Here is an 18,260-nt window from a genome sequence, read left to right as displayed (position 1 = left end):
TGATTACAGCTCAGAAGAGCTGTAATCAAGAGTAATCGTTTCAGTACTAGGTTCGCTTAAGGTGAGGGTGAATAAAGCAAACTCCATTCCTTCAACTACCACAGCATAATCAATATCAACAATCGGTAAATTCGAACCTTCACCATCATTATCAAAAATGGCAAATTCTAGCTCTTCATCGTAGACGTTCTCACCAGTAACAACAGCATTGAAATATTCGGTAGGCTCAATAATAGCGTCATCAAAAATAGGGACGCGGATCATCACACTATCATTACCCGCTTCAAGGGTGAAACCAAAGATAGGTCTCGCTAAGTCACCACTGGTATCAATACCTGTAACTGTCATGGTTTGCCAAGTTAGGCCACCATCATTGGAGTACTCTAATGGGACTAAATAATCATCGGCATATTCTGCAATTGGATATCCTAGCTGCTCACTCAATAACTCGCTGGTAAAGGTAATAGAAAGTGCTTGGTCATCTTCAAAAGTCAGCTCACTATTTAAAGTAAACTGGTTAAAGCCAACATCTTCAAACACATCAGGAATTTCAGCAGATAAATGCGATTTATATTGGTCTTGAGTGGCAGAAGTAACGTCTCTGAATACGGTCCAATCTTCTACGCGGTAATCAATACTTAACCCTTCCAGGTCGTATTGAGTAATGCCTTCATTCAAGATGATGACATAATTGCCATCGCCTAAATCTTGCAAGGTACCAATATCTTCAAATGCAGCGCTGAGGCGGACATTACTCACTAGCAAGTTTTGATCGATCACTTGCTGGCCAATAGCGCCTTCAAGTAAATCATTAGCAGAAAAAGTAATTTGGCCGTCTAATTCGTTATAATTGTAGGTAATTAGCCCACCTGGAACCTCGAGAGTATCGACTGTACGTTCATCGTGTTCATCAGGTGTTCTATCGCCAGCAATGTCATCAATAGTATCTGCGACGTGCTCCATTGCGATAGTTTCAAACAAGTTCTGCTCATTTTCTTGTCTTTCTGTATCACGAGTAAAAATAATCCCTAGTTCTGCAAGAACCTGTGAAATCATTTCTTTACCAGCTGTGGCGATATTTAGAGGCTGACCTGTAGTTGGATCAATATAATTTGCTAAGGCTTCATGAACAGACAGTAGGATATTGATATTGGTGGCGTAGCTATCTTCAATATTGACCAAACTATTAGTGTTAAGTATTCCATCGTCTACACCGTCGGTTAGGTCGTTGTCCAAGGCTTGTAAAAAAATAGCCATGTTCTCGACGTAATCCATATTCGTGTCGGACAATAATGTCCCGGCAATATCTTGCAAAAATAATATATCGCCTTGAATTACATCGGCGCTGAATGTGGCAATGGTTACACCACCGACCATGAAAGTAATAGTATCACCGGGTAAATATGCAAATGAACCAGGAGAACCGAAATCACCGGTAAAACCAGACAAACCAGAAGAAGTAGTGAAAGAAACACCATTAACAAAATTATCGGTGAACTGAGCAACATTAAAATTGTTATTGATTAATGCATTAACCCCTTCATCACCTAACGACAAGTTTGCTGTTATTGGGTCTGGAGCTTCAAAAGATGTATCAAATCCTGCAGTCGCTATTGTCTCAGAACCTTCTCTAGCAAGAGAAGCGAAGTCGCTACCTCCTTCATTACCCGCTGTTTCACCAGCTGCTGTTTCTGGGAGTTCTTCGGTAGGATCTTCGCCTGAAAGAATCAGCGCTTGAAGCGCTTCGATTTCAGCTAATTCTTCAGGGCTCATCTCTGTTGAGAATTGAGCTACAGCATCATCTGTTGGGCTAACTTCAGCTGGGTCTGAATTGAGTTGGTCGCCATTCAAAATAGTACCATCTTCAAAAGTGACGACAAAAGCTAAACCATCAGCAAAATTGAGTTCTGCACCTGCAGGAATTTTATCCCCAGGAATAATATTTTTTGTTTGATCATTGATGGTAAGTGATACTTCACCATTTGCTGAACTCAAAACACCATTTTTAGTCGTTACAACAGAACTCATATTTAGCTCCAAAACCTTTATTAGCAATGTATTTACATTTGATGCATAAAAAATCACATTGCTACGTTTGTCGTTATAAGATTAGCGAGAAACATTAACCGCAATCTAACAATTTTAGCTGTATAAGTATCTGTGGTCAATTTTTTGACCCGTTTAGAAATGAAGATAAACTAATGAAAAGATATTAAATTTAACTTTTCCTTGGTAAATCAATACAACTAAGTCATTACAGAAAATGTTACATTTTTAATAATAAAGCACGAAATGAAGTGATTACCCGATTTGGTCTTTTTTTATACGATTCAAACGAGGGTTTAGATCGAAATGGCTGAAAAAAAACCTGCCATTGGCAGGTTTTTGATTTAGTTAATTATTCGGTTTAGTGAATATTATTCAGTTGAACTAGCTGCTTTACGATAATTTTGTAATGCTGCAGTATTTTCACCAAGTTGTTCCTGAATTTGAGCCAACGCTAACCAATATTCACGTTTAGGGGCTATTTCACAGGCTTGTGACCAATGAGTTTTAGCCGATTTAATATCTCGTTTTTGTTGAGCTAACTTAGCTAAACAAATTTGATATTGGGCATCATGCTCGTGGGTTTGTTCAAAACGGTGTAATAATTTTCTAATGTCTTCATCTTCAGCGTCAAGCAATAACGGCAGTTCAGATAATATTGCAGGATCAAGTTCAGCTTTAAGGCTTTTGGTAATCAGCTTTAAGGCGTCCTTCTTTCGATTATATTGGCATAGACCACGTGCATAAATAGCAATTAATTTAGCTTGGTTACGTTCAGCTTTGCTAAGCCAGTGCCAACATTTCTCTAACTCTTGCTCATTCACTTCCGTAGCTGCCTTAAGCAATGCTGTATTAGTAATATGTTCAATGTCCAAACATTGTTGCTCTGATATTATTTGGCGCTTCTTAATGGCTGGAAGTAGGATTTTCAACGCTTGCCAGTCATGTTGTAACTGATAAAGGTCGAGCGCTAATTTGAGAACTGGTGTTTTACTTTTACTTGTTGGGGCTAAGGCATCAAGTTCAGCTCTGGCTTCATCTAGTTTGCCCTGTTGGATCAAATAACGTGTTTTTGAGGTATTAACCGCCGTTTTAGTTAGCGGGTCTTTAGCTGCTTCGGCTAAGTATTTATCACGGGCATCAGTATTAAGTTGATGATGGGCAGCTCTTGCAGCAGCGAAGAGGTTTAAAGCTGGAAGTTCGCCCTTAGCCGCACCTTTAGCCATGGCTTTCTCAGCATTTGGCCAATCCTCTTCAGCTAAGGCAAGTGCACCCTGCAAAGTATATTTTTTTGCAGCTTCACGGCGCCACCTTTCTGGTAAATATCGGCTGTTGATGACGATATTAAGTAGGAAAATCACTAACCACTCAACTAACTGTAATGCGCAGTAAAATAATATTAGGCCTAGTAGTCCGAAAACTAAACTGGTTTCGATTTGATATTCACCAGCAGCAATATAGACATACCCCGTATTACCAATAATAAAAGGGCTAATACAGAATCCAATAAGGATGATGATTACGTAAGCAAGGATTTTAATCATAACTGTGGTTCCTCTTCAGGAACTAATGAGCCAAAGGTTATAAGCTGTTGTAACAACCTAGTAGACTCAAAGTTAGTATGCTTAACTTGTTCAATTTTAACGGTAATCAATGCATCAAGTGCTGTCATTGTTTCCTGAGTTTTTACTTCATCAAGATCAAAATATTGCTGTATCCAAGTACGGGCAAAGCCTATAGATTGACGGTAATTCACTTCATCATGTTGGTATAAAGCAAGTTGCGCTTGTAATAGCTTATTACGAATGTTTTCAATTAAATACCATTGTTGATCTGGTGCAAGTAATGGCTCTAAATCAGTTGTGCGCTTACGAATCGTGATAAAACCATCAGTCACAGAATGCCAAGTTTTAGCAAGGTTGCTTTGCCAGTCATCTAATGAATCTGTCATGACATGTTGTTCGGCCAAGTCTTCAGCCGACTGCGCTTTAGCTCGATTGAGAGGCAAATTGTCTAGCTGATTTAAAATACCGTCGATGGTGTAGATAGTACCGGCAACATCAGTGGTTTTAATGGCATTGGTTTTTGCCAAATCATGAGCAAGAGCGCGGCGAATAGGTAATAAGGCAGGGTCCTTCATCGCCTCAATGCGATCATCTGCAGAACTTAATAAACTTGCAGCAGTTTTAGGATCATTTTCAAGCCATAATTTTCGACCTGCCATACGGACTAAATATTCAGCTTCAGACGCCATCCAATGATTCGGGTTTCGCTGTGCAATCGTTGCCACACGCTCTTGCAGCTGCTGATGTGATTTGGCTAACTGATTTTGTTGCTGATAAGCCAAAGTATCGTTTTGTTGTTGAATTTCGAGTTCAGCAATGCGTCTTTTAGGTTCAATCAGTGCTTCAGTCACTTCATTGCTGATAGCTTGGGTTTGTTGGTATTGAGTTTGAAGTTCTAGTTTTTGGCTTTCCAGTTCGATGAGCAAGAGATAACTGATACCAATACCTGCTAGGGCAACAATCAGGCACAATAAAATACTAAGGCGAACCCACCAAGAGCTTTTAGCCTTACCTGAAGTTTGGGACTCACTTTGTTCAGCTTGAGCAGAATTAGCGCTGGTTTCAGCTTGCTTAGGCGAGGAGTGTTCAGTTGATGAGCTAGGCTCTGAATGCGCTTGTGCTGAAGTGGTGTCTTTAGTCTCTGCCATATCAGATCCCGACAGTGCGGCTTCATCTTGAGACGGTGATGTTGACGCTTGCTTGTTTTGTTCCATGAGCTGTCCTTGAGTGCCTAGTGTGGCTAATAACTAGTGCGACCATTTACTGCGCGACAAAAAGTTGAGTGATAGGGTACAAGTCTGGCAGGATTAAACAATATCGCAAATAGCTGACTTTACTTTATTGATTAAAGAGATAACGCTTGTATAACAGCTTCAGTATTCGCGCCATTAGCATTAGTGACGTGACAAAATCCAGCTGTTTTCGCCCTTTGTTCCACTCGGTGACTAGGGACTATGATATGACATGATTGCAACCATGCAAATAACTCTTTTGGCACAAGATTAATTAGATTAACAAGGACTTCGCCGCTAGTGACCACTATTGTGTCAATCTTTGCTGTTTGCCATTGGCTGCAAACGCTTTGTGCATCAAGCTTTGGCATAACTCTTTGGTAAACTTCCCAATAGTTAACCTTGGCTTGCCTTAATGTTAATTGCTCAGCAATAGTTTCTCTGCCACCAACGCCTCTAATAATGACAATGTGTTGATTTTTTATCTCACTCAAGGAATTTAGTGACAACAGGCCTTCGCTATCTTGGTTATCTTGTGGCGCGACTTCAGCTTCAATATTAAATTGACGAAGGGCGTCAGCGGTCGCTTGACCTACTGCATAATATCGGCAGTCTGGAAAATTATTATTGAGGGATAAGGCTGCAAAATGAACCGCATTGGTACTGATAAAAATAATGCAGTCAGATGTTGATAGTTGATGAGTATCTATGGAGAAATGAGTTGGGGCAACAGCCAGTAAAGGAGTGACAATACAGTCGACACCTTTAGTTTTTAACTGTTGCACCATCGCTTGATTGCGCCCTTCGGGGCGCGTTAGCAAGACTTTCATATTTGACTTTGCCTGATTACTTGTTGTAAACAGCGTCTAAAATAGTTTTAGCGCCACGGCTTAATAAGTCTTCAGCCAGTGCTTCACCTAATGCAACTGCATCGGTTTTAGGGCCTGAAACAGCACCTTCGATAACTTGGCTTCCATCTGGGTTACCGACTAAGCCACGTAAGCTTAATGTGTCACCTTCAATTTCAGCATATGCACCGATTGGTACCTGACAGCCACCTTCAAGGCGAGTATTCATCGCACGCTCAGCAAATACACGGTAGCGAGTCTCTAAATGCTCAAGAGGAGCAAGCAGTGCTTTAACGCGTTCGTCATTCATACGGCATTCAATACCAACAGCACCTTGGCCATTAGCTGGCAGTGAATCTTCGGCAGAAATAAAGCTAGCAATACGCTCATCTAACTTAAGACGAATGAGTCCAGCAGCAGCAAGAATAATGGCATCGTAATCGCCGCTATCTAACTTAGCTAAACGAGTACCCACATTGCCACGTAAGTCTTTGATGACTAGATCTGGACGAGCCGCACGGATTTGACACTGACGACGCAAACTAGAAGTACCAACAACAGCGCCTTGTGGTAGTTCAGCAATCGTTTTGTAAGTATTAGATACGAAGGCATCACGTGGATCTTCACGTTCACAGATTACTTGTAAACCTAATCCTTCTGGAAAATCTACTGGTACATCCTTCATTGAATGAACAGCGATATCAGCGCGATCTTCAAGCATGGCAACTTCAAGTTCTTTAACGAACAAACCTTTACCACCCACTTTAGCTAGAGGCGTATCTAAAATAACGTCTCCTTTAGTGCTCATTGGTAAAAGTTCAACCGTTAAACCTGAATGAATACGTTCAAGCTCAGCTTTAACGAATTCAGCTTGCCACATAGCCAGTGGACTTTTACGAGTAGCGATACGAATAACATTTTGAGACATGCCAGAGAGTTCCATCGATAGACTTAATTGCGACAATGCTAACATTGCCTGTGGGCTTATGTAACAAACCGATAGCGATTGTTTGAACTATGCACATAATTTTTTTGTGACACAGATCTCATTTACTGGCGTATTTAAATAAAAGTGATAACATGAACAAGTTATTGCTAATGAATTTAACTCTAATTTAAGCAAGTCATTACGTGTAAAACGAGTTCAAATTAGTCGTAAGGTAATAGTACAAGGATGCAAGCCTTGATAGAGAAAGTGAGTGGTTCAACCGAAATAGCCAATCAGCTCAATCTTGTTCGCTATGAACGAGTTCAATCTCTGTTGTCACCGAAACAGCAAAAGCTATTTGATCTCATTGCTTATCTTATTCAACACCATCACCCACAATTACCAGGTGGTAACTCTGCATTAACTCCTTTTGGAATTAACCAATTTAAAGACTCTGATAAATCGCATCTAGCCTGTGATGTATTCAAATTACCTAAATTAACTTCAAACGCTGCTGAGCCATGTGCTTTTGAAGGTGTTTATTCAATGGGCAGTACAGCAAGTTTTGGCCAGAACCCGAAAAGTGATGTAGATGTATGGCTGGTTTATAAAGCGAACTTGAGCAATGCAGACTTAACGCTAATAACAGAAAAAACCACAGCATTAACTCAATGGTTTGCCTCTTTTGATTTTGAAGTTAATTTTTACTTAGTTCACCCGCTGCAATTTCGGGAGTGTAGTGCCTTTGAAAATTGTTTTAGTTCACTGGGTGAAGAACATAGCGGTAGCACTCAACATTGGCTGTTACTGGAAGAATTTTATCGCTCGCACATTCGCCTCGCGGGCAAAACCGTAGGTTGGTGGCCAAATTCAAAACAAGATGAGTCAACTTTGTTTTTGGGTGACGTGCAAACCATGCCTGCCACTGAATACTTTGGTGCGTCATTGTGGCAACTCTATAAAGGTTTAAATAAACCTCATAAAGCACTGCTGAAAGTATTATTACTTGAAACCTATGCTGCAGATTATCCTGAGTCACATTTTATTACTGCGCAAATTTGGCAGCAATGTGAGCAAGGCGATTTTTCAGAATCAAATGACGCTTATTTAATTTTATATCAACGTATTGAAAGCTACTTACTCGGTAAGCGTGATATCAGGCGATTAGAGATTGTTCGCCGCTGTTTTTACCTTAAATGTGGCGTTAATCTGACAAATGCATGTGTCGGCAGTGATTGGCGCCGAAATAAAATGCAGCAGTTAGTCAATGATTGGAATTGGCCGCCCAGTTTATTGGAAACATTAGACAACAGCCAACATTGGCATTCTGGGCAATTAAAGTGGTTTAACAAGCAACTTAATGAGCTGTTGTTAATCAGTTACCGCACTTTATTGGAGTTCGCTTCAAAGCAAGCATTAAGTGACAGATTCAGGGTAGAAGAGCTCGGTATGCTGGCACGTAAGTTACATACTTATTTTAGTGAAGATGAACATCAGCTATTACCTTTAAATAAGTTATGGAGTCGGTCGGTGTTTGAACCCAACATGACCATTATTCATAGCATTAAAGAGTCCCGATATTACCTTTATCGTCAGCCATTAAAATCTGGGCAATTACTAGGCGAGTCATCGATTATTAAAGCGGATACGCCTACTGCGCTAATTGCTTGGTCGGCAATGAATGGCATTTCTACCCATCAAACATTATGGCAAGAGTATGGTCGTAAAAAACACCGTTCGAGTGTGTTAACTGATTTAGCCAATCGTTTAGTTCCCTTAATGGTGGCGCCAAGTAAAGTCTCTAAAGCAGAGTTGTGTCAGCCTTATTTCTATAAAAAAGTGATTGTGGTGGCGAATGTTGATGGCGATCCAACTCTGAAATGGCAAGGCCAAGAAATAATGGTTGATTATATGAATGGCAATGTTTTTTCATTAGGGAAAAAGCAGCAAAACATGCTTTCAACTATCGAGTTAATTTGTCTCAATAGCTGGGGAGAGTGGCAATGTCATCGCTTTAAAGGCGAGCAAGGCTTATTGGAAGCGCTGGCATTTATTGCTCTTGGCTTAAAAGGGACACCTGAGCAAGTTGATATTCAGGTTGTTGTTTGTGCTGAACGCCTGAAAAAGCAAATCAATGATGCCTTATTAGCCATGTTTAATTTGTGCGTTAAATATTGTCATGAAGCAAGAGCATCATCGGCGTTGATGCATCCTGTTGAGCTGTCTGATAAACGTTATGGTTTGTTCTTTAACTCAATGGGCCTGGTTTATAAGGAGTTAACTGGGAATGAGGTAAAAGTTGCACCTATAAAAGTTGAGCGCTTTAAAAAACCAGAATTAACAGCCCCAGTTGCCGTTCTAAAAAAAGATCCTTTTCGAAGTATCCCTAGTGTGATCAAATTATATATTTCGAAAGGGGCAAAGCAGTACTTCCTAAGACAACGTCCAGATGCGCTTGATGTGTTTATTATTGATGAATCAAATCAATTAATGCATCAAATTTTCGATGATATGACCATGAAAGAGTTGGTTGAAAAAGAAAGTCATAGCTTTGCATTTGAGCGAGACGAGTCGTCACTGCATTATTTTAATATGCCGCAGTTTTTTAAATTAGAAAGAATTGACGGCGAGTTGAGTGTGGTGCCATTTGGGATCGCGATAAATGAATTGAGTTCAGATATTTAAACTCAATTCATTGTCGATTTTGCCTATCGCTGTCTGCTATAAAAATTTACGTTATAGAGACTGAGATTATATAGATTAAGATTATATAGAGAGTGCAATACCGCTTTGCTTGGTGATTGCATCAATAACAAAAGGCATAAATTCACTGTTGTTGCGTTCATCAAACCATTTGCCGTCAACAAAAGCGAAATGATAACCACCAGTGCGGCTGGCTACCCATAACTCGTGTAAAGGCTCTTGTTTGTTGATGACAATTTGCGAACCATCTTCAAATTCTAACTGCAGTACATTACCGCTTGCGAAGATATCGACATCAGCATCTTGTTCATCAATGGCGGCCTCGATGGCATTTTCTATCTTGTTGAACATCACATCTGCCAATTGATGGAATTCAGTATCTGTCATAGCCATGCATTTCTATCCTTGTACTTCCTAGGTTATGAATGCGATTATAAGGCTATAACTCCCCAGATGCATAGATGTTGAGAAAAATGAGACTGTTTTTATTAGTAATGCTTGCTAGCCTATTCGTTATTGGCTGTGGACAACAAGGCCCATTATATAAATCACCTGAAGTAGAAACTAATCAGGAAGAGCGAAAATCGCAAGAGCCTACTAGTGAACAAACCCAACAAGAAGCTCAAGAGCAGTCTCAAGAGTCGACATAAAAAATACAAAAGAATTTAAAGGAATCGCATTTTGGATCATTTTACATACCAAGAAGATCAACTTTTCGCTGAAGGCTGTTCTGTTGCTGAGCTTGCTCGTACCCACGGCACACCGTTATATATTTATTCGCGCGCGACCTTAGAGCGTCATTGGAACGCTTTTGATAATGCTGTTGCCGATCACCCACACCTTATTTGTTATGCAGTGAAAGCAAACTCAAACCTAGCGGTATTAAATGTACTCGCTCGTTTAGGTAGTGGCTTTGATATTGTTTCAGGTGGTGAGCTTGCTCGCGTTATTGCAGCTGGCGGCGACCCTAAGAAAGTGGTGTTTTCAGGTGTAGGTAAAACTACCGCAGAAATGGAACAGGCTTTAAACACTGGTATTTACTGCTTTAATGTCGAATCAAGCGCTGAGCTTGAATTATTGAATGACGTGGCAGGTAAATTAGGCAAAGTTGCCCCAATTTCACTTAGAGTTAATCCTGATGTTGATGCAGGGACACACCCTTATATCTCAACTGGTCTTAAAGAAAATAAGTTTGGTATTGCCATGGATGAAGCTGAGCAAGTATTTGCTCGCGCACATGCTTTACCTCATTTAGCTGTTAAAGGTGTTGATTGCCATATTGGTTCTCAACTGACAGAAATGCAGCCTTTTTTAGATGCTATGGACCGAATGTTGGCACTTATTGACCGATTAGCGTCCAATGGCATCGAAATTAAGCATTTTGATGTTGGAGGTGGCTTAGGCGTGCCTTATGATGATGAAACACCACCACATCCAGATGTTTACGCTGCGGCATTACTTGAGCGCTTAGGTGACCGTCCACTTAAATTAATCTTCGAGCCAGGCCGTGCTATTGCAGCTAATGCAGGCATCTTTGTCACTGAAGTGTTATCACTGAAAGAAAACAGCGATAAACGATTTGCCATTGTTGATGGCGCGATGAATGATTTGATCCGTCCTGCATTATACAGTGCTTGGCAAAACATCATTCCAGTGCAGCTAACTTCAGCGCCAAGTTTTGAATATGACGTTGTAGGCCCTGTATGTGAAACAGGTGACTTTTTAGGTAAAAACCGTCAGCTGAATGTGCAAGCAGGTGACTTACTGGCAGTGCGCTCCAGTGGTGCTTACGGTTTTGTGATGGCATCCAATTACAACTCTCGTCCAAAACCGGCAGAAGTTATGGTTGATAAAGATCAAAACCAAGTCATACGTGAACGTGAAAAGCTTGAGCAATTGTGGCAAGGTGAGCATTTACTGCCTTAAGAATGACAGTGCTTTTTAAGTAGCGGTTAGTTTATTTTTTAGTTCGATAAGGGAAACTCTTTTGATCCACTTCACCAAGATGCATGGTCTGGGTAACGATTTTATGGTGGTTGATGGCGTAACACAAAACGTGTTCTTTTCGCCTGATCAAATTCGCCGTTTGGCCGACCGTAATTTCGGTATTGGTTTTGACCAACTATTGCTAGTTGAGCCGCCATACGATCCCGATTTAGATTTCCATTATCGAATTTTTAATGCCGATGGCGGAGAAGTAGAGCAATGCGGCAATGGTGCGCGCTGCTTTGCACGTTTCGTGCGTAATAAAGGCTTAATTAATAAATATAAAATTCGGGTCAGTACCAGCTCAGGTAAAATGACCTTACGACTTGAACGCGACGGTAACGTCACCGTTAATATGGGTGTGCCTGTAACAGAACCTGGCAAAATTCCTTTTCGAGCTAAACGTCCTGAAAAAACCTATTTATTGCAAACCCCTAAACAAACGTTTTTGTGTGGCGCTATTTCAATGGGCAACCCTCATTGTGTCCTTGATGTGGATGATGTTGATACCGCTGAAGTTGAAGAAATAGGCCAGATGCTTACCAAACATGAACGCTTTCCTAAAGGCGTTAATGTGGGCTTTATGCAGGTGGTTGATCGTGGCCATATTAAGTTACGTGTCTATGAACGCGGCGCAGCAGAAACACTGGCTTGTGGCACAGGGGCTTGTGCTGCTGTGGCTATTGGGATTTTACAAAACAAATTAGATAGACAAGTAAAGGTTGATTTACCGGGTGGCCGCTTGACCATTAACTGGGAAGGTGAAGGAAAACCATTATGGATGACTGGGCCTGCAGAACATGTTTTTGATGGACAAATCCAGTTATGAGCGACGCAATCAATACCAAGAAATTATTAGCTGAAAATGCACAATCAGCTGCTTCATTAGGAACAAATCTAGAGATGGAAGATCTTCCGCTAGATGAACTCATGATCCGTGAATACTTGCTCGACAATCCTGAGTTTTTTAATCGCTACCCTGAACTTTTAGTGGCTATGCGTTTATCGCATCATGAGCGGGGTTCAGTATCCTTAGTTGAGCGCAGCCAAGAAATGCTTCGTGGCCGAGTCTCTCAGCTGGAAGAAGAAATAACTTCTTTGATGAAAATTGCCACAGAGAACGAAAAAATATTTCGTTTTAATAGTGATTTATCGATGAGGATCCTCAAGTGCGAAGATTTAGGCCAACTTAGACAAGTTTTATCTGAAAAGCTAAAAAGCCAATTCGGATTTACGCATGTGAGGCTTATTACTGTTCACGATATAGATAGTGAACTGGCTAAAATTTGGCGACAACGCATTCAGCAAGGGTTTTACTTTGGCCGTCTAACTCAGTCAGAATCAAAACGTCTATTTGGTTCAGAAGTTGGCTCAGTTGCATTAACTAAGTTATCTGATGAAAATGGCCAAGTGATTTTTGGTGTTGCTTCTGCAGATGCCGCCCATTTTCATCCAAGTATGGATCATCTTTTTTTCCAGCAAATTCGTGACTTGTTAGATCATATGCTGCCAAAGTTTTAGTTAGCAGCTTGGATAAAAAGAGTCATCCCCGTGTTGATTAACAATAAGCGCTTAAAGGAAGGGAGGTAGAAATGGCACAACGTAGTTGGCTAGCTACTTTTGAGCGCTATCTCAGTTCTGAGAAGCAATTATCAGCACATACAGTGCGAAATTATCGTTATGAGCTACAACGAGCAGCTGAGATTATTTTCGATTTACCTAAAGGTGCCTCATTAGATCCCCACAATGAGCGTTGGCTCAATGTCTCTCGTGATCAGCTACAAGCCGTATTAGCCAAGTTACACCGAAAAGGGTTAAGCCCGCGTTCATTGTCGTTATGCCTGTCATCACTGAAACAGTTTTTTGAATTTTTAGTCCGTGAGCAAGCCATTAAAGTTAATCCTGCTAAAACCCTTAATGCCCCAAAACAAGCGAAACCATTACCAAAGAACATGGACTTAGACGCTGTTACCCACTTATTGGACATCGACGCTGATGACCCGCTAAGTAAACGTGATAAAGCGATAATGGAATTATTTTACTCTAGTGGATTACGGTTAGCCGAACTTGCCAGCTTAGACATTAATGACATCGACTTTAGCCAAAACGAAGTGAAAGTCATGGGTAAAGGCAGTAAACAACGAGTCGTCCCCATTGGTAAAATGGCCATAGAGGCAATAAATAATTGGTGTGAGTGCCGTGCTGACTTAGCTACAGCCGAGGCCGGTGATGCGTTATTTGTTAGTCAAAAGGGCACGCGTTTATCTCACCGAAGTATTCAATTACGTATGAAGAAATGGGGTCAAGAGCAATCTTTATCTGCAAAAGTTCACCCGCATAAATTGCGACATTCCTTTGCAACGCATATGCTTGAATCAAGTGCAGATTTAAGAGCCGTGCAAGAGTTATTGGGACATGCGAATTTATCCACCACACAAATCTATACCAGTCTCGATTTTCAGCACTTGGCAAAAGTCTACGATGGCGCTCATCCTAGAGCGAAAAAAGCCAAGGGGAAATAATGAAACAATATTTGCGACTTCGGCCCTTTAAGGCCATCAGTTTTGATCTCGACGATACTTTGTACCATAACGCGCCGCACATTATTAAGGCGGAATCTGCGTTGTCTTTGTTTATGCAAGAACAGTTTAACGTCCCAGATAACTGGGGGATCACTCAATGGCGTGAGTTAAAGGCAAAGGTCATTGCTGTGCACGAGGAACTTGCTCATGACACTACTGCGGCGCGTTACGAAGTGCTACGTCAGGCGCTAATTCAATGGGATTACACTGAAATTGAAGCCAGCCAAGGGGCACAACAAGGCTTAGAATGTTTTTGTTTTCACCGAAGCGATTTCACCGTTGATGAAACAGTACTGGGTCTACTTAAAGAGTTAGGGCAGCACTATCCGCTTGTTGGTATTACCAACGGTAACGTAGATTCGCACCGTGTGGGATTAAGTGAAGTATTAGAGTTTGTGGTTCACCCGGGTCACGGAGTAAGGATGAAACCTTACAGCGACTTATTTGACTTGAGTTGCCAGCATCTTGAAATTGAACACCGAGATTTACTCCACATCGGCGATCACTCTATAAGCGATGTATTAGGAGCAAGACACGCAGGTTGTCAAAGTCTTTGGCTTAACCTTCAAGCTGATGAAGCTGGTAGGGCGCAATATATTTTGCCGCATCTTGAAATTGAGCAGCTGCAAGAGCTAAGACACTTACTTTAAATTAGTATATGTAGCTGGAGCATATTTTCAGCAAGCTGACTTCGGATATCTATTGCTTACCAATAAAAAAGGCTCTGCTGGGGGAAGCAAGAGCCGAGGACTTGATGAATCAAATAGTGATACTGTTTTCAAAAACAGTATGGATTAAATTGCGAGTGCTTTAGGAAACAGTAATTCGTTTTCTGTATGAATATGGACTTGTAGATCCGCATCAAATTCAGCCAAGGTTTCATAGCATTTTTGCCAAGTGCTACATACGCCTTCAGGGATTTGATAGTTATTGGTTAATTCCCGCAACTGCTTTAATACTGTGCCAGCATGATCATGCTCGTGCTCCATGGCATTAATTGGATTTCCAATATGACCAAAGCAGCCATTCACTTCTTCACCAGCAGCAAGGCGGCGCATCGCCGGAAATAAAATCTGTTCTTCTTTCATTAAATGCGGCATCAAGTCAGCGATTAATGCACCGATTAGCATGGCTAACGGTTTAATTTCTGCATGATCTTCGCCGTGGGCTTGCACCATTTTTTGCGAGTATTCAACTAGCAGTGGCGCGGTTTCACGAACGTATTGATGATGGGTTGCTTCAAGGTGATCGATCAAAGCTGGAATTGGTAAGGCTTGTAATTGCTCAAAACTAGCTGATGACATGACGACTCCAAAAGATGCATTTAATTTAATACATACATTTTAAATGCATCTTTTGTTTGAGCAATTAAATCTATAGCTAAATGCTAAGTCGATCACAAAACATCAGCTGAAATATCTCTTACTGAGTACAAGATTGCTGAGCTTGCAAAGGCGTCGAGAGTATCTGTGAGCTCAGTTGTTGGCCCGACAGCATTCCACCGACTCGTAACAATGAGTTTTGGTGGCAAATCAAGCCTCGATGATCCATGCTCGGGGTGGTTAACTGAACCGGCTTAAGCCATTGCATACTGGTAAAGTCAAAGGTGTATTGTTGATTGTTTGGCTCACTAGGTTCACCGTTATAACCTATACCACTGTAGTTATATGGGTTATTACTACCTCCTATAAAGACAGCTTGCCCACCCTTATTATGGTTTATTCCAGTTGCGGCCATACGGTAATGAGCGACAGGGTTTACTTCAGATACGGATTGATTTTTTTGTGTATTAGCCACTGAATAGTGAGGCAATAATTGCCAGCTGATCCTTAAATGATTTTGAGGATTAACTTCACCATATAAACACACAGGTGATGATTGATAGCTACGGCGTTTGCCAATATTGGCTTGTACTTTCACCCCATCACATAAGACGATTTTATTATCACTCATTGCAACGGCTTGACCAAATACTGCAGGAGCAGGAATGGGGCTAGCTTGATCCCAGCTATCGGTTTGCGTGTCATAGACTTGGACTAAGTTAACATTGCCATCGTTATGCCAGCCGCCAAACAAATAGATATAACGCTGCTGATATACACTCGCTGCAGTGTCATCAACAGCCACAGGCATATCAGCTATACGTTGGTATTGATTGGTTATCACATCAAAACGATAGTTATCGACTGTGCTGATTTCTTCATGGTTTTTAGCCACGGTATAGCCGCCGAAAACGTAAGCTTTATCTTCAAGTCCAATGGCGATAGAAGCCAAGCGACCTGCTAATGGCGCAACATACGGTACAGCTTTCATAGGTTGCCATTGTGAGTCAGCTTTAGAAAGGTTAACGCCCCATACTTTGTTATGCACCGCTTGGTAATCTTTTCCATCTGCCAGTCCAGTAAAACTTAATAAGTAATCACCTTTCTCAGTGCTTACTTTAGCAACCGCGTTATTGGATACGGCTTCAGGTAAAGCGGGGTAGCTTGCATTTGCTGGCGCAGCAAACATGCTTGCTGCAGAAAAAAAAGTAACAGCGCTCAGTTGGCTAATTCGACTCATTCTCAATCCTTTTGAATTCTTATGGTGCACATTTAAACACATATGTCTGTTCAGCAGTAAATCAAACGTGAATAGAGCCTTTGACTAGGCGCTGACTTTAATATCGTTCAGGCACTTATTTTAATATTGTTTAGACACTGACTTTAATATCGTTTAGGCACTGGGATATCAAAGGTAATTGAGGTAAGTTAGCATTTGCTGATGCGCAAATTAGCTGATTTTTTTAATAAAATAATGATGAAAACTAGATAATAGGTCACTGGTTACTTTGAACCCGAAAAGAACACTTAAGAAAATCTCATCAGCTCAGTTTGTCCATCGTTGGTTGATGTTGCTATTTGCCATCCCTATAGTCATTTGGGGCTTTACAGGGAGCTACTTTGTGTTGATGGATATTGGTTTTATTCGTAGCGATCATATCGTCGTTGAGCAAACCGATAAAGTATCAGCATCTTCCGTGTCTTATCCGATAATACAGGTCTATCAAGATTTTCCTGAGGCTAAAAAAGTCACCCTAAAATCACTGCTGCAGCAAGCTGTATACCAAGTTAATTTGCCTGGTGAATCAGTATTAATTAGTGCGCAATCAGGTAAGCAATTGGAAACTATTTCTGAGCAGCAAGCAAAGATATTAGCCCACACTTTCCAGCATCAAGGTGCTATTTCGCCTTCTGCAAGTATCACAACAGTAACTTTACTCACTTCGAAAGCGCCACCAGAGTTAGCTTCAAGATATTTACCCGTATGGCAGCTGGTATTTGATGACATGGCTAAATCGACTTTATACATTTGTGCGCAAACTGGCGCAGTCGTGACAAAACGTCATGAATACTGGCGTTGGTTCGATTTATTTTGGAAATGGCACATCATGGATTATGACGACGGTGAAGCCATCGATAATGCGTTACTGTTCTATACCGCTATTGGATCTTTTATTGCTGTGTTTTCTGGTGTCATTCTGTTGTGGCAGCGCCGTAAGAGGTATAGCTAATGAAAACCCAAAATATAAAACGTTGGCTAAGATTTTGTCACTATTGGCTAGGGACTATTGTTGGCATTCAATTATTAATCTGGCTAGGAACAGGTATTTATTTCAATATCACCCCAAGTGAAGATCTGAAAGGCACACATTATTATCGCACTTTAGTGCCGCTCGATTTAACTTCATTTAGCAGTCATGAACTAGAGCCACTATCATCTATTCTTGAGCGTTTTAAACCGATGGAGCAGGTTAGTACCATTGTGCTTAATAACCAGCCTGTGTATTTACTCGATGAGCAAGTACAGCGATATCAACACGATTGCCAACAGCAAGTATTGGTCGATGCTTATAGCGGCAAAGAAGTCCTTATTGATGCAGATTTGGCTGAATCAATCGCTTTGCAAAGCTATACTGGAGCAGGCGAGGTAAAGAGTCACAGGCAATTATCTACAGATTTTAAAGAATGGCCCAAAGAATGTAACCCATTGTGGCAAGTTAGCATTAATGATGATTTGAATACCCGAATTTACATTAATGGTGTCAATGGTCGTTTGGTTGGCCATAAAAATGATCACACTGATTTAGCCGATTTGATGTTTAAGCTGCACTTTATGGATTACCTACAGCAAGGCAGTTTCAATAATCCGTTTAGCTGGGTATTTGGACTATTGATGTTGTTATTGTCTTTATCTGGGGTGTATTGGGTAATTGATAACCTTGTGATGAAGCGATATCGATTTAAGCTTAAGTAGCAAGTTGAGCAGCAAGTTCAAACATGAATAACAAAAAAGGCTAATCATTTCTGATTAGCCTTTTTAATACAACA

General features: G+C 40.9%; 16 protein-coding genes and 1 pseudogene. 9 read left to right on the top strand and 8 right to left on the bottom strand.

From position 1 onward, the window contains the following. Positions 1–3: 3 nt before the first annotated feature. The 5 genes from FNZ24_RS09220 to hemC all read right to left on the bottom strand — a co-directional run bounded on the left by FNZ24_RS09220 (position 4) and on the right by hemC (position 6,619). Positions 4–2,028 carry a retention module-containing protein gene (locus FNZ24_RS09220; RefSeq protein WP_153914186.1) on the bottom strand — a complete coding sequence of 675 codons (2,025 nt, stop codon included), beginning with the start codon at positions 2,026–2,028 and terminating at the stop codon, positions 4–6. A gap of 389 nt (positions 2,029–2,417) precedes the next feature. Continuing rightward, positions 2,418–3,590: a heme biosynthesis HemY N-terminal domain-containing protein gene (locus tag FNZ24_RS09215; protein WP_153914185.1), complete on the bottom strand. Its 1,173-nt coding sequence runs from the start codon at positions 3,588–3,590 to the stop codon at positions 2,418–2,420. Further along, on the bottom strand, positions 3,587–4,825 hold the full coding sequence (locus tag FNZ24_RS09210; protein WP_228768432.1) for a uroporphyrinogen-III C-methyltransferase: 1,239 nt from the start codon (positions 4,823–4,825) through the stop codon (positions 3,587–3,589). Before FNZ24_RS09210 ends, FNZ24_RS09215 begins: the two co-directional genes overlap by 4 nt. A gap of 131 nt (positions 4,826–4,956) precedes the next feature. Then, on the bottom strand, positions 4,957–5,673 hold the full coding sequence (locus tag FNZ24_RS09205) for a uroporphyrinogen-III synthase (protein ID WP_153914184.1): 717 nt from the start codon (positions 5,671–5,673) through the stop codon (positions 4,957–4,959). A 16-nt stretch (positions 5,674–5,689) separates the two neighbouring features. Next, on the bottom strand, positions 5,690–6,619 hold the full coding sequence (hemC, locus tag FNZ24_RS09200) for a hydroxymethylbilane synthase (RefSeq protein ID WP_153914183.1): 930 nt from the start codon (positions 6,617–6,619) through the stop codon (positions 5,690–5,692). A 255-nt stretch (positions 6,620–6,874) separates the two neighbouring features. Between hemC and FNZ24_RS09195 the strand changes: the two genes are divergently transcribed. Further along, positions 6,875–9,304, top strand: a complete 2,430-nt coding sequence (locus FNZ24_RS09195; protein ID WP_228768431.1) for a class I adenylate cyclase — start codon at positions 6,875–6,877, stop codon at positions 9,302–9,304. 81 nt (positions 9,305–9,385) lie between these two features. Here FNZ24_RS09195 and cyaY read toward each other — a convergent pair whose 3' ends face one another. Next, positions 9,386–9,715 (bottom strand): iron donor protein CyaY, encoded by a 330-nt coding sequence (gene cyaY / locus FNZ24_RS09190; RefSeq protein ID WP_153914181.1) that lies wholly within the window; start codon positions 9,713–9,715, stop codon positions 9,386–9,388. Between the two features lie 80 nt (positions 9,716–9,795). Here cyaY and lptM point away from each other — a divergent pair, with 80 nt between their 5' ends. The 6 genes from lptM to FNZ24_RS09165 all read left to right on the top strand — a co-directional run bounded on the left by lptM (position 9,796) and on the right by FNZ24_RS09165 (position 14,540). Beyond that, on the top strand, positions 9,796–9,972 hold the full coding sequence (gene lptM, locus FNZ24_RS21460) for an LPS translocon maturation chaperone LptM (RefSeq protein WP_194945026.1): 177 nt from the start codon (positions 9,796–9,798) through the stop codon (positions 9,970–9,972). Between the two features lie 31 nt (positions 9,973–10,003). Then, positions 10,004–11,248: a diaminopimelate decarboxylase gene (gene lysA / locus FNZ24_RS09185; protein ID WP_153914180.1), complete on the top strand. Its 1,245-nt coding sequence runs from the start codon at positions 10,004–10,006 to the stop codon at positions 11,246–11,248. A gap of 61 nt (positions 11,249–11,309) precedes the next feature. After that, positions 11,310–12,137: a diaminopimelate epimerase gene (gene dapF, locus FNZ24_RS09180; protein WP_153914179.1), complete on the top strand. Its 828-nt coding sequence runs from the start codon at positions 11,310–11,312 to the stop codon at positions 12,135–12,137. A gap of 74 nt (positions 12,138–12,211) precedes the next feature. Beyond that, positions 12,212–12,829 carry a DUF484 family protein gene (locus FNZ24_RS09175; RefSeq protein ID WP_153914193.1) on the top strand — a complete coding sequence of 206 codons (618 nt, stop codon included), beginning with the start codon at positions 12,212–12,214 and terminating at the stop codon, positions 12,827–12,829. A gap of 71 nt (positions 12,830–12,900) precedes the next feature. Further along, positions 12,901–13,830, top strand: coding sequence for a tyrosine recombinase XerC (gene xerC, locus FNZ24_RS09170; protein ID WP_153914178.1), 930 nt, complete (start codon positions 12,901–12,903; stop codon positions 13,828–13,830). Further along, positions 13,830–14,540 carry an HAD-IA family hydrolase gene (locus FNZ24_RS09165; protein WP_153914177.1) on the top strand — a complete coding sequence of 237 codons (711 nt, stop codon included), beginning with the start codon at positions 13,830–13,832 and terminating at the stop codon, positions 14,538–14,540. Before xerC ends, FNZ24_RS09165 begins: the two co-directional genes overlap by 1 nt. 144 nt (positions 14,541–14,684) lie before the next feature. On the opposite strand, the pseudogene FNZ24_RS09160 reads toward FNZ24_RS09165, so the two are convergent. Both FNZ24_RS09160 and FNZ24_RS09155 read right to left on the bottom strand, forming a co-directional pair. Beyond that, a pseudogene (locus FNZ24_RS09160) lies at positions 14,685–15,230 on the bottom strand (hemerythrin domain-containing protein); the annotation flags it as partial. Positions 15,231–15,312: 82 nt separating this feature from the next. Further along, a complete protein-coding gene (locus FNZ24_RS09155; RefSeq protein WP_153914175.1) occupies positions 15,313–16,452 on the bottom strand; it encodes a Kelch repeat-containing protein in 1,140 nt (379 codons plus the stop codon). 268 nt (positions 16,453–16,720) lie between these two features. On the opposite strand from FNZ24_RS09155, the gene FNZ24_RS09150 reads away from it, so the two are divergent. Continuing rightward, positions 16,721–17,443 (top strand): PepSY domain-containing protein, encoded by a 723-nt coding sequence (locus FNZ24_RS09150; RefSeq protein WP_228768429.1) that lies wholly within the window; start codon positions 16,721–16,723, stop codon positions 17,441–17,443. Beyond that, complete coding sequence (locus FNZ24_RS09145; protein WP_153914174.1) at positions 17,443–18,186, top strand: peptidase; 744 nt, start codon at positions 17,443–17,445, stop codon at positions 18,184–18,186. The genes FNZ24_RS09150 and FNZ24_RS09145 overlap by 1 nt, the downstream gene beginning before the upstream one ends. Positions 18,187–18,260 lie beyond the last annotated feature (74 nt).

Source organism: Shewanella sp. TC10, from assembly GCF_009663145.1.
GTDB lineage: Bacteria > Pseudomonadota > Gammaproteobacteria > Enterobacterales > Shewanellaceae > Shewanella.
Note: the sequence above shows the minus strand (reverse complement) of the source record. Positions and strands in the feature narration are given on the sequence as shown.

What these genes read in the sequence shown, in the direction of transcription:
- FNZ24_RS09220 (WP_153914186.1), bottom strand. Translation starts at nt 2,028, where the DNA reads ATGAGTTCTGTTGTAACGACTAAAAATGGTGTTTTGAGTTCAGCAAAT.
- FNZ24_RS09215 (WP_153914185.1), bottom strand. Translation starts at nt 3,590, where the DNA reads ATGATTAAAATCCTTGCTTACGTAATCATCATCCTTATTGGATTCTGT.
- FNZ24_RS09210 (WP_228768432.1), bottom strand. Translation starts at nt 4,825, where the DNA reads ATGGAACAAAACAAGCAAGCGTCAACATCACCGTCTCAAGATGAAGCC.
- FNZ24_RS09205 (WP_153914184.1), bottom strand. Translation starts at nt 5,673, where the DNA reads ATGAAAGTCTTGCTAACGCGCCCCGAAGGGCGCAATCAAGCGATGGTG.
- hemC (WP_153914183.1), bottom strand. Translation starts at nt 6,619, where the DNA reads ATGTCTCAAAATGTTATTCGTATCGCTACTCGTAAAAGTCCACTGGCT.
- cyaY (WP_153914181.1), bottom strand. Translation starts at nt 9,715, where the DNA reads ATGGCTATGACAGATACTGAATTCCATCAATTGGCAGATGTGATGTTC.
- lptM (WP_194945026.1), top strand. Translation starts at nt 9,796, where the DNA reads ATGAGACTGTTTTTATTAGTAATGCTTGCTAGCCTATTCGTTATTGGC.
- FNZ24_RS09175 (WP_153914193.1), top strand. Translation starts at nt 12,212, where the DNA reads ATGGAAGATCTTCCGCTAGATGAACTCATGATCCGTGAATACTTGCTC.
- xerC (WP_153914178.1), top strand. Translation starts at nt 12,901, where the DNA reads ATGGCACAACGTAGTTGGCTAGCTACTTTTGAGCGCTATCTCAGTTCT.
- FNZ24_RS09165 (WP_153914177.1), top strand. Translation starts at nt 13,830, where the DNA reads ATGAAACAATATTTGCGACTTCGGCCCTTTAAGGCCATCAGTTTTGAT.
- FNZ24_RS09155 (WP_153914175.1), bottom strand. Translation starts at nt 16,452, where the DNA reads ATGAGTCGAATTAGCCAACTGAGCGCTGTTACTTTTTTTTCTGCAGCA.
- FNZ24_RS09145 (WP_153914174.1), top strand. Translation starts at nt 17,443, where the DNA reads ATGAAAACCCAAAATATAAAACGTTGGCTAAGATTTTGTCACTATTGG.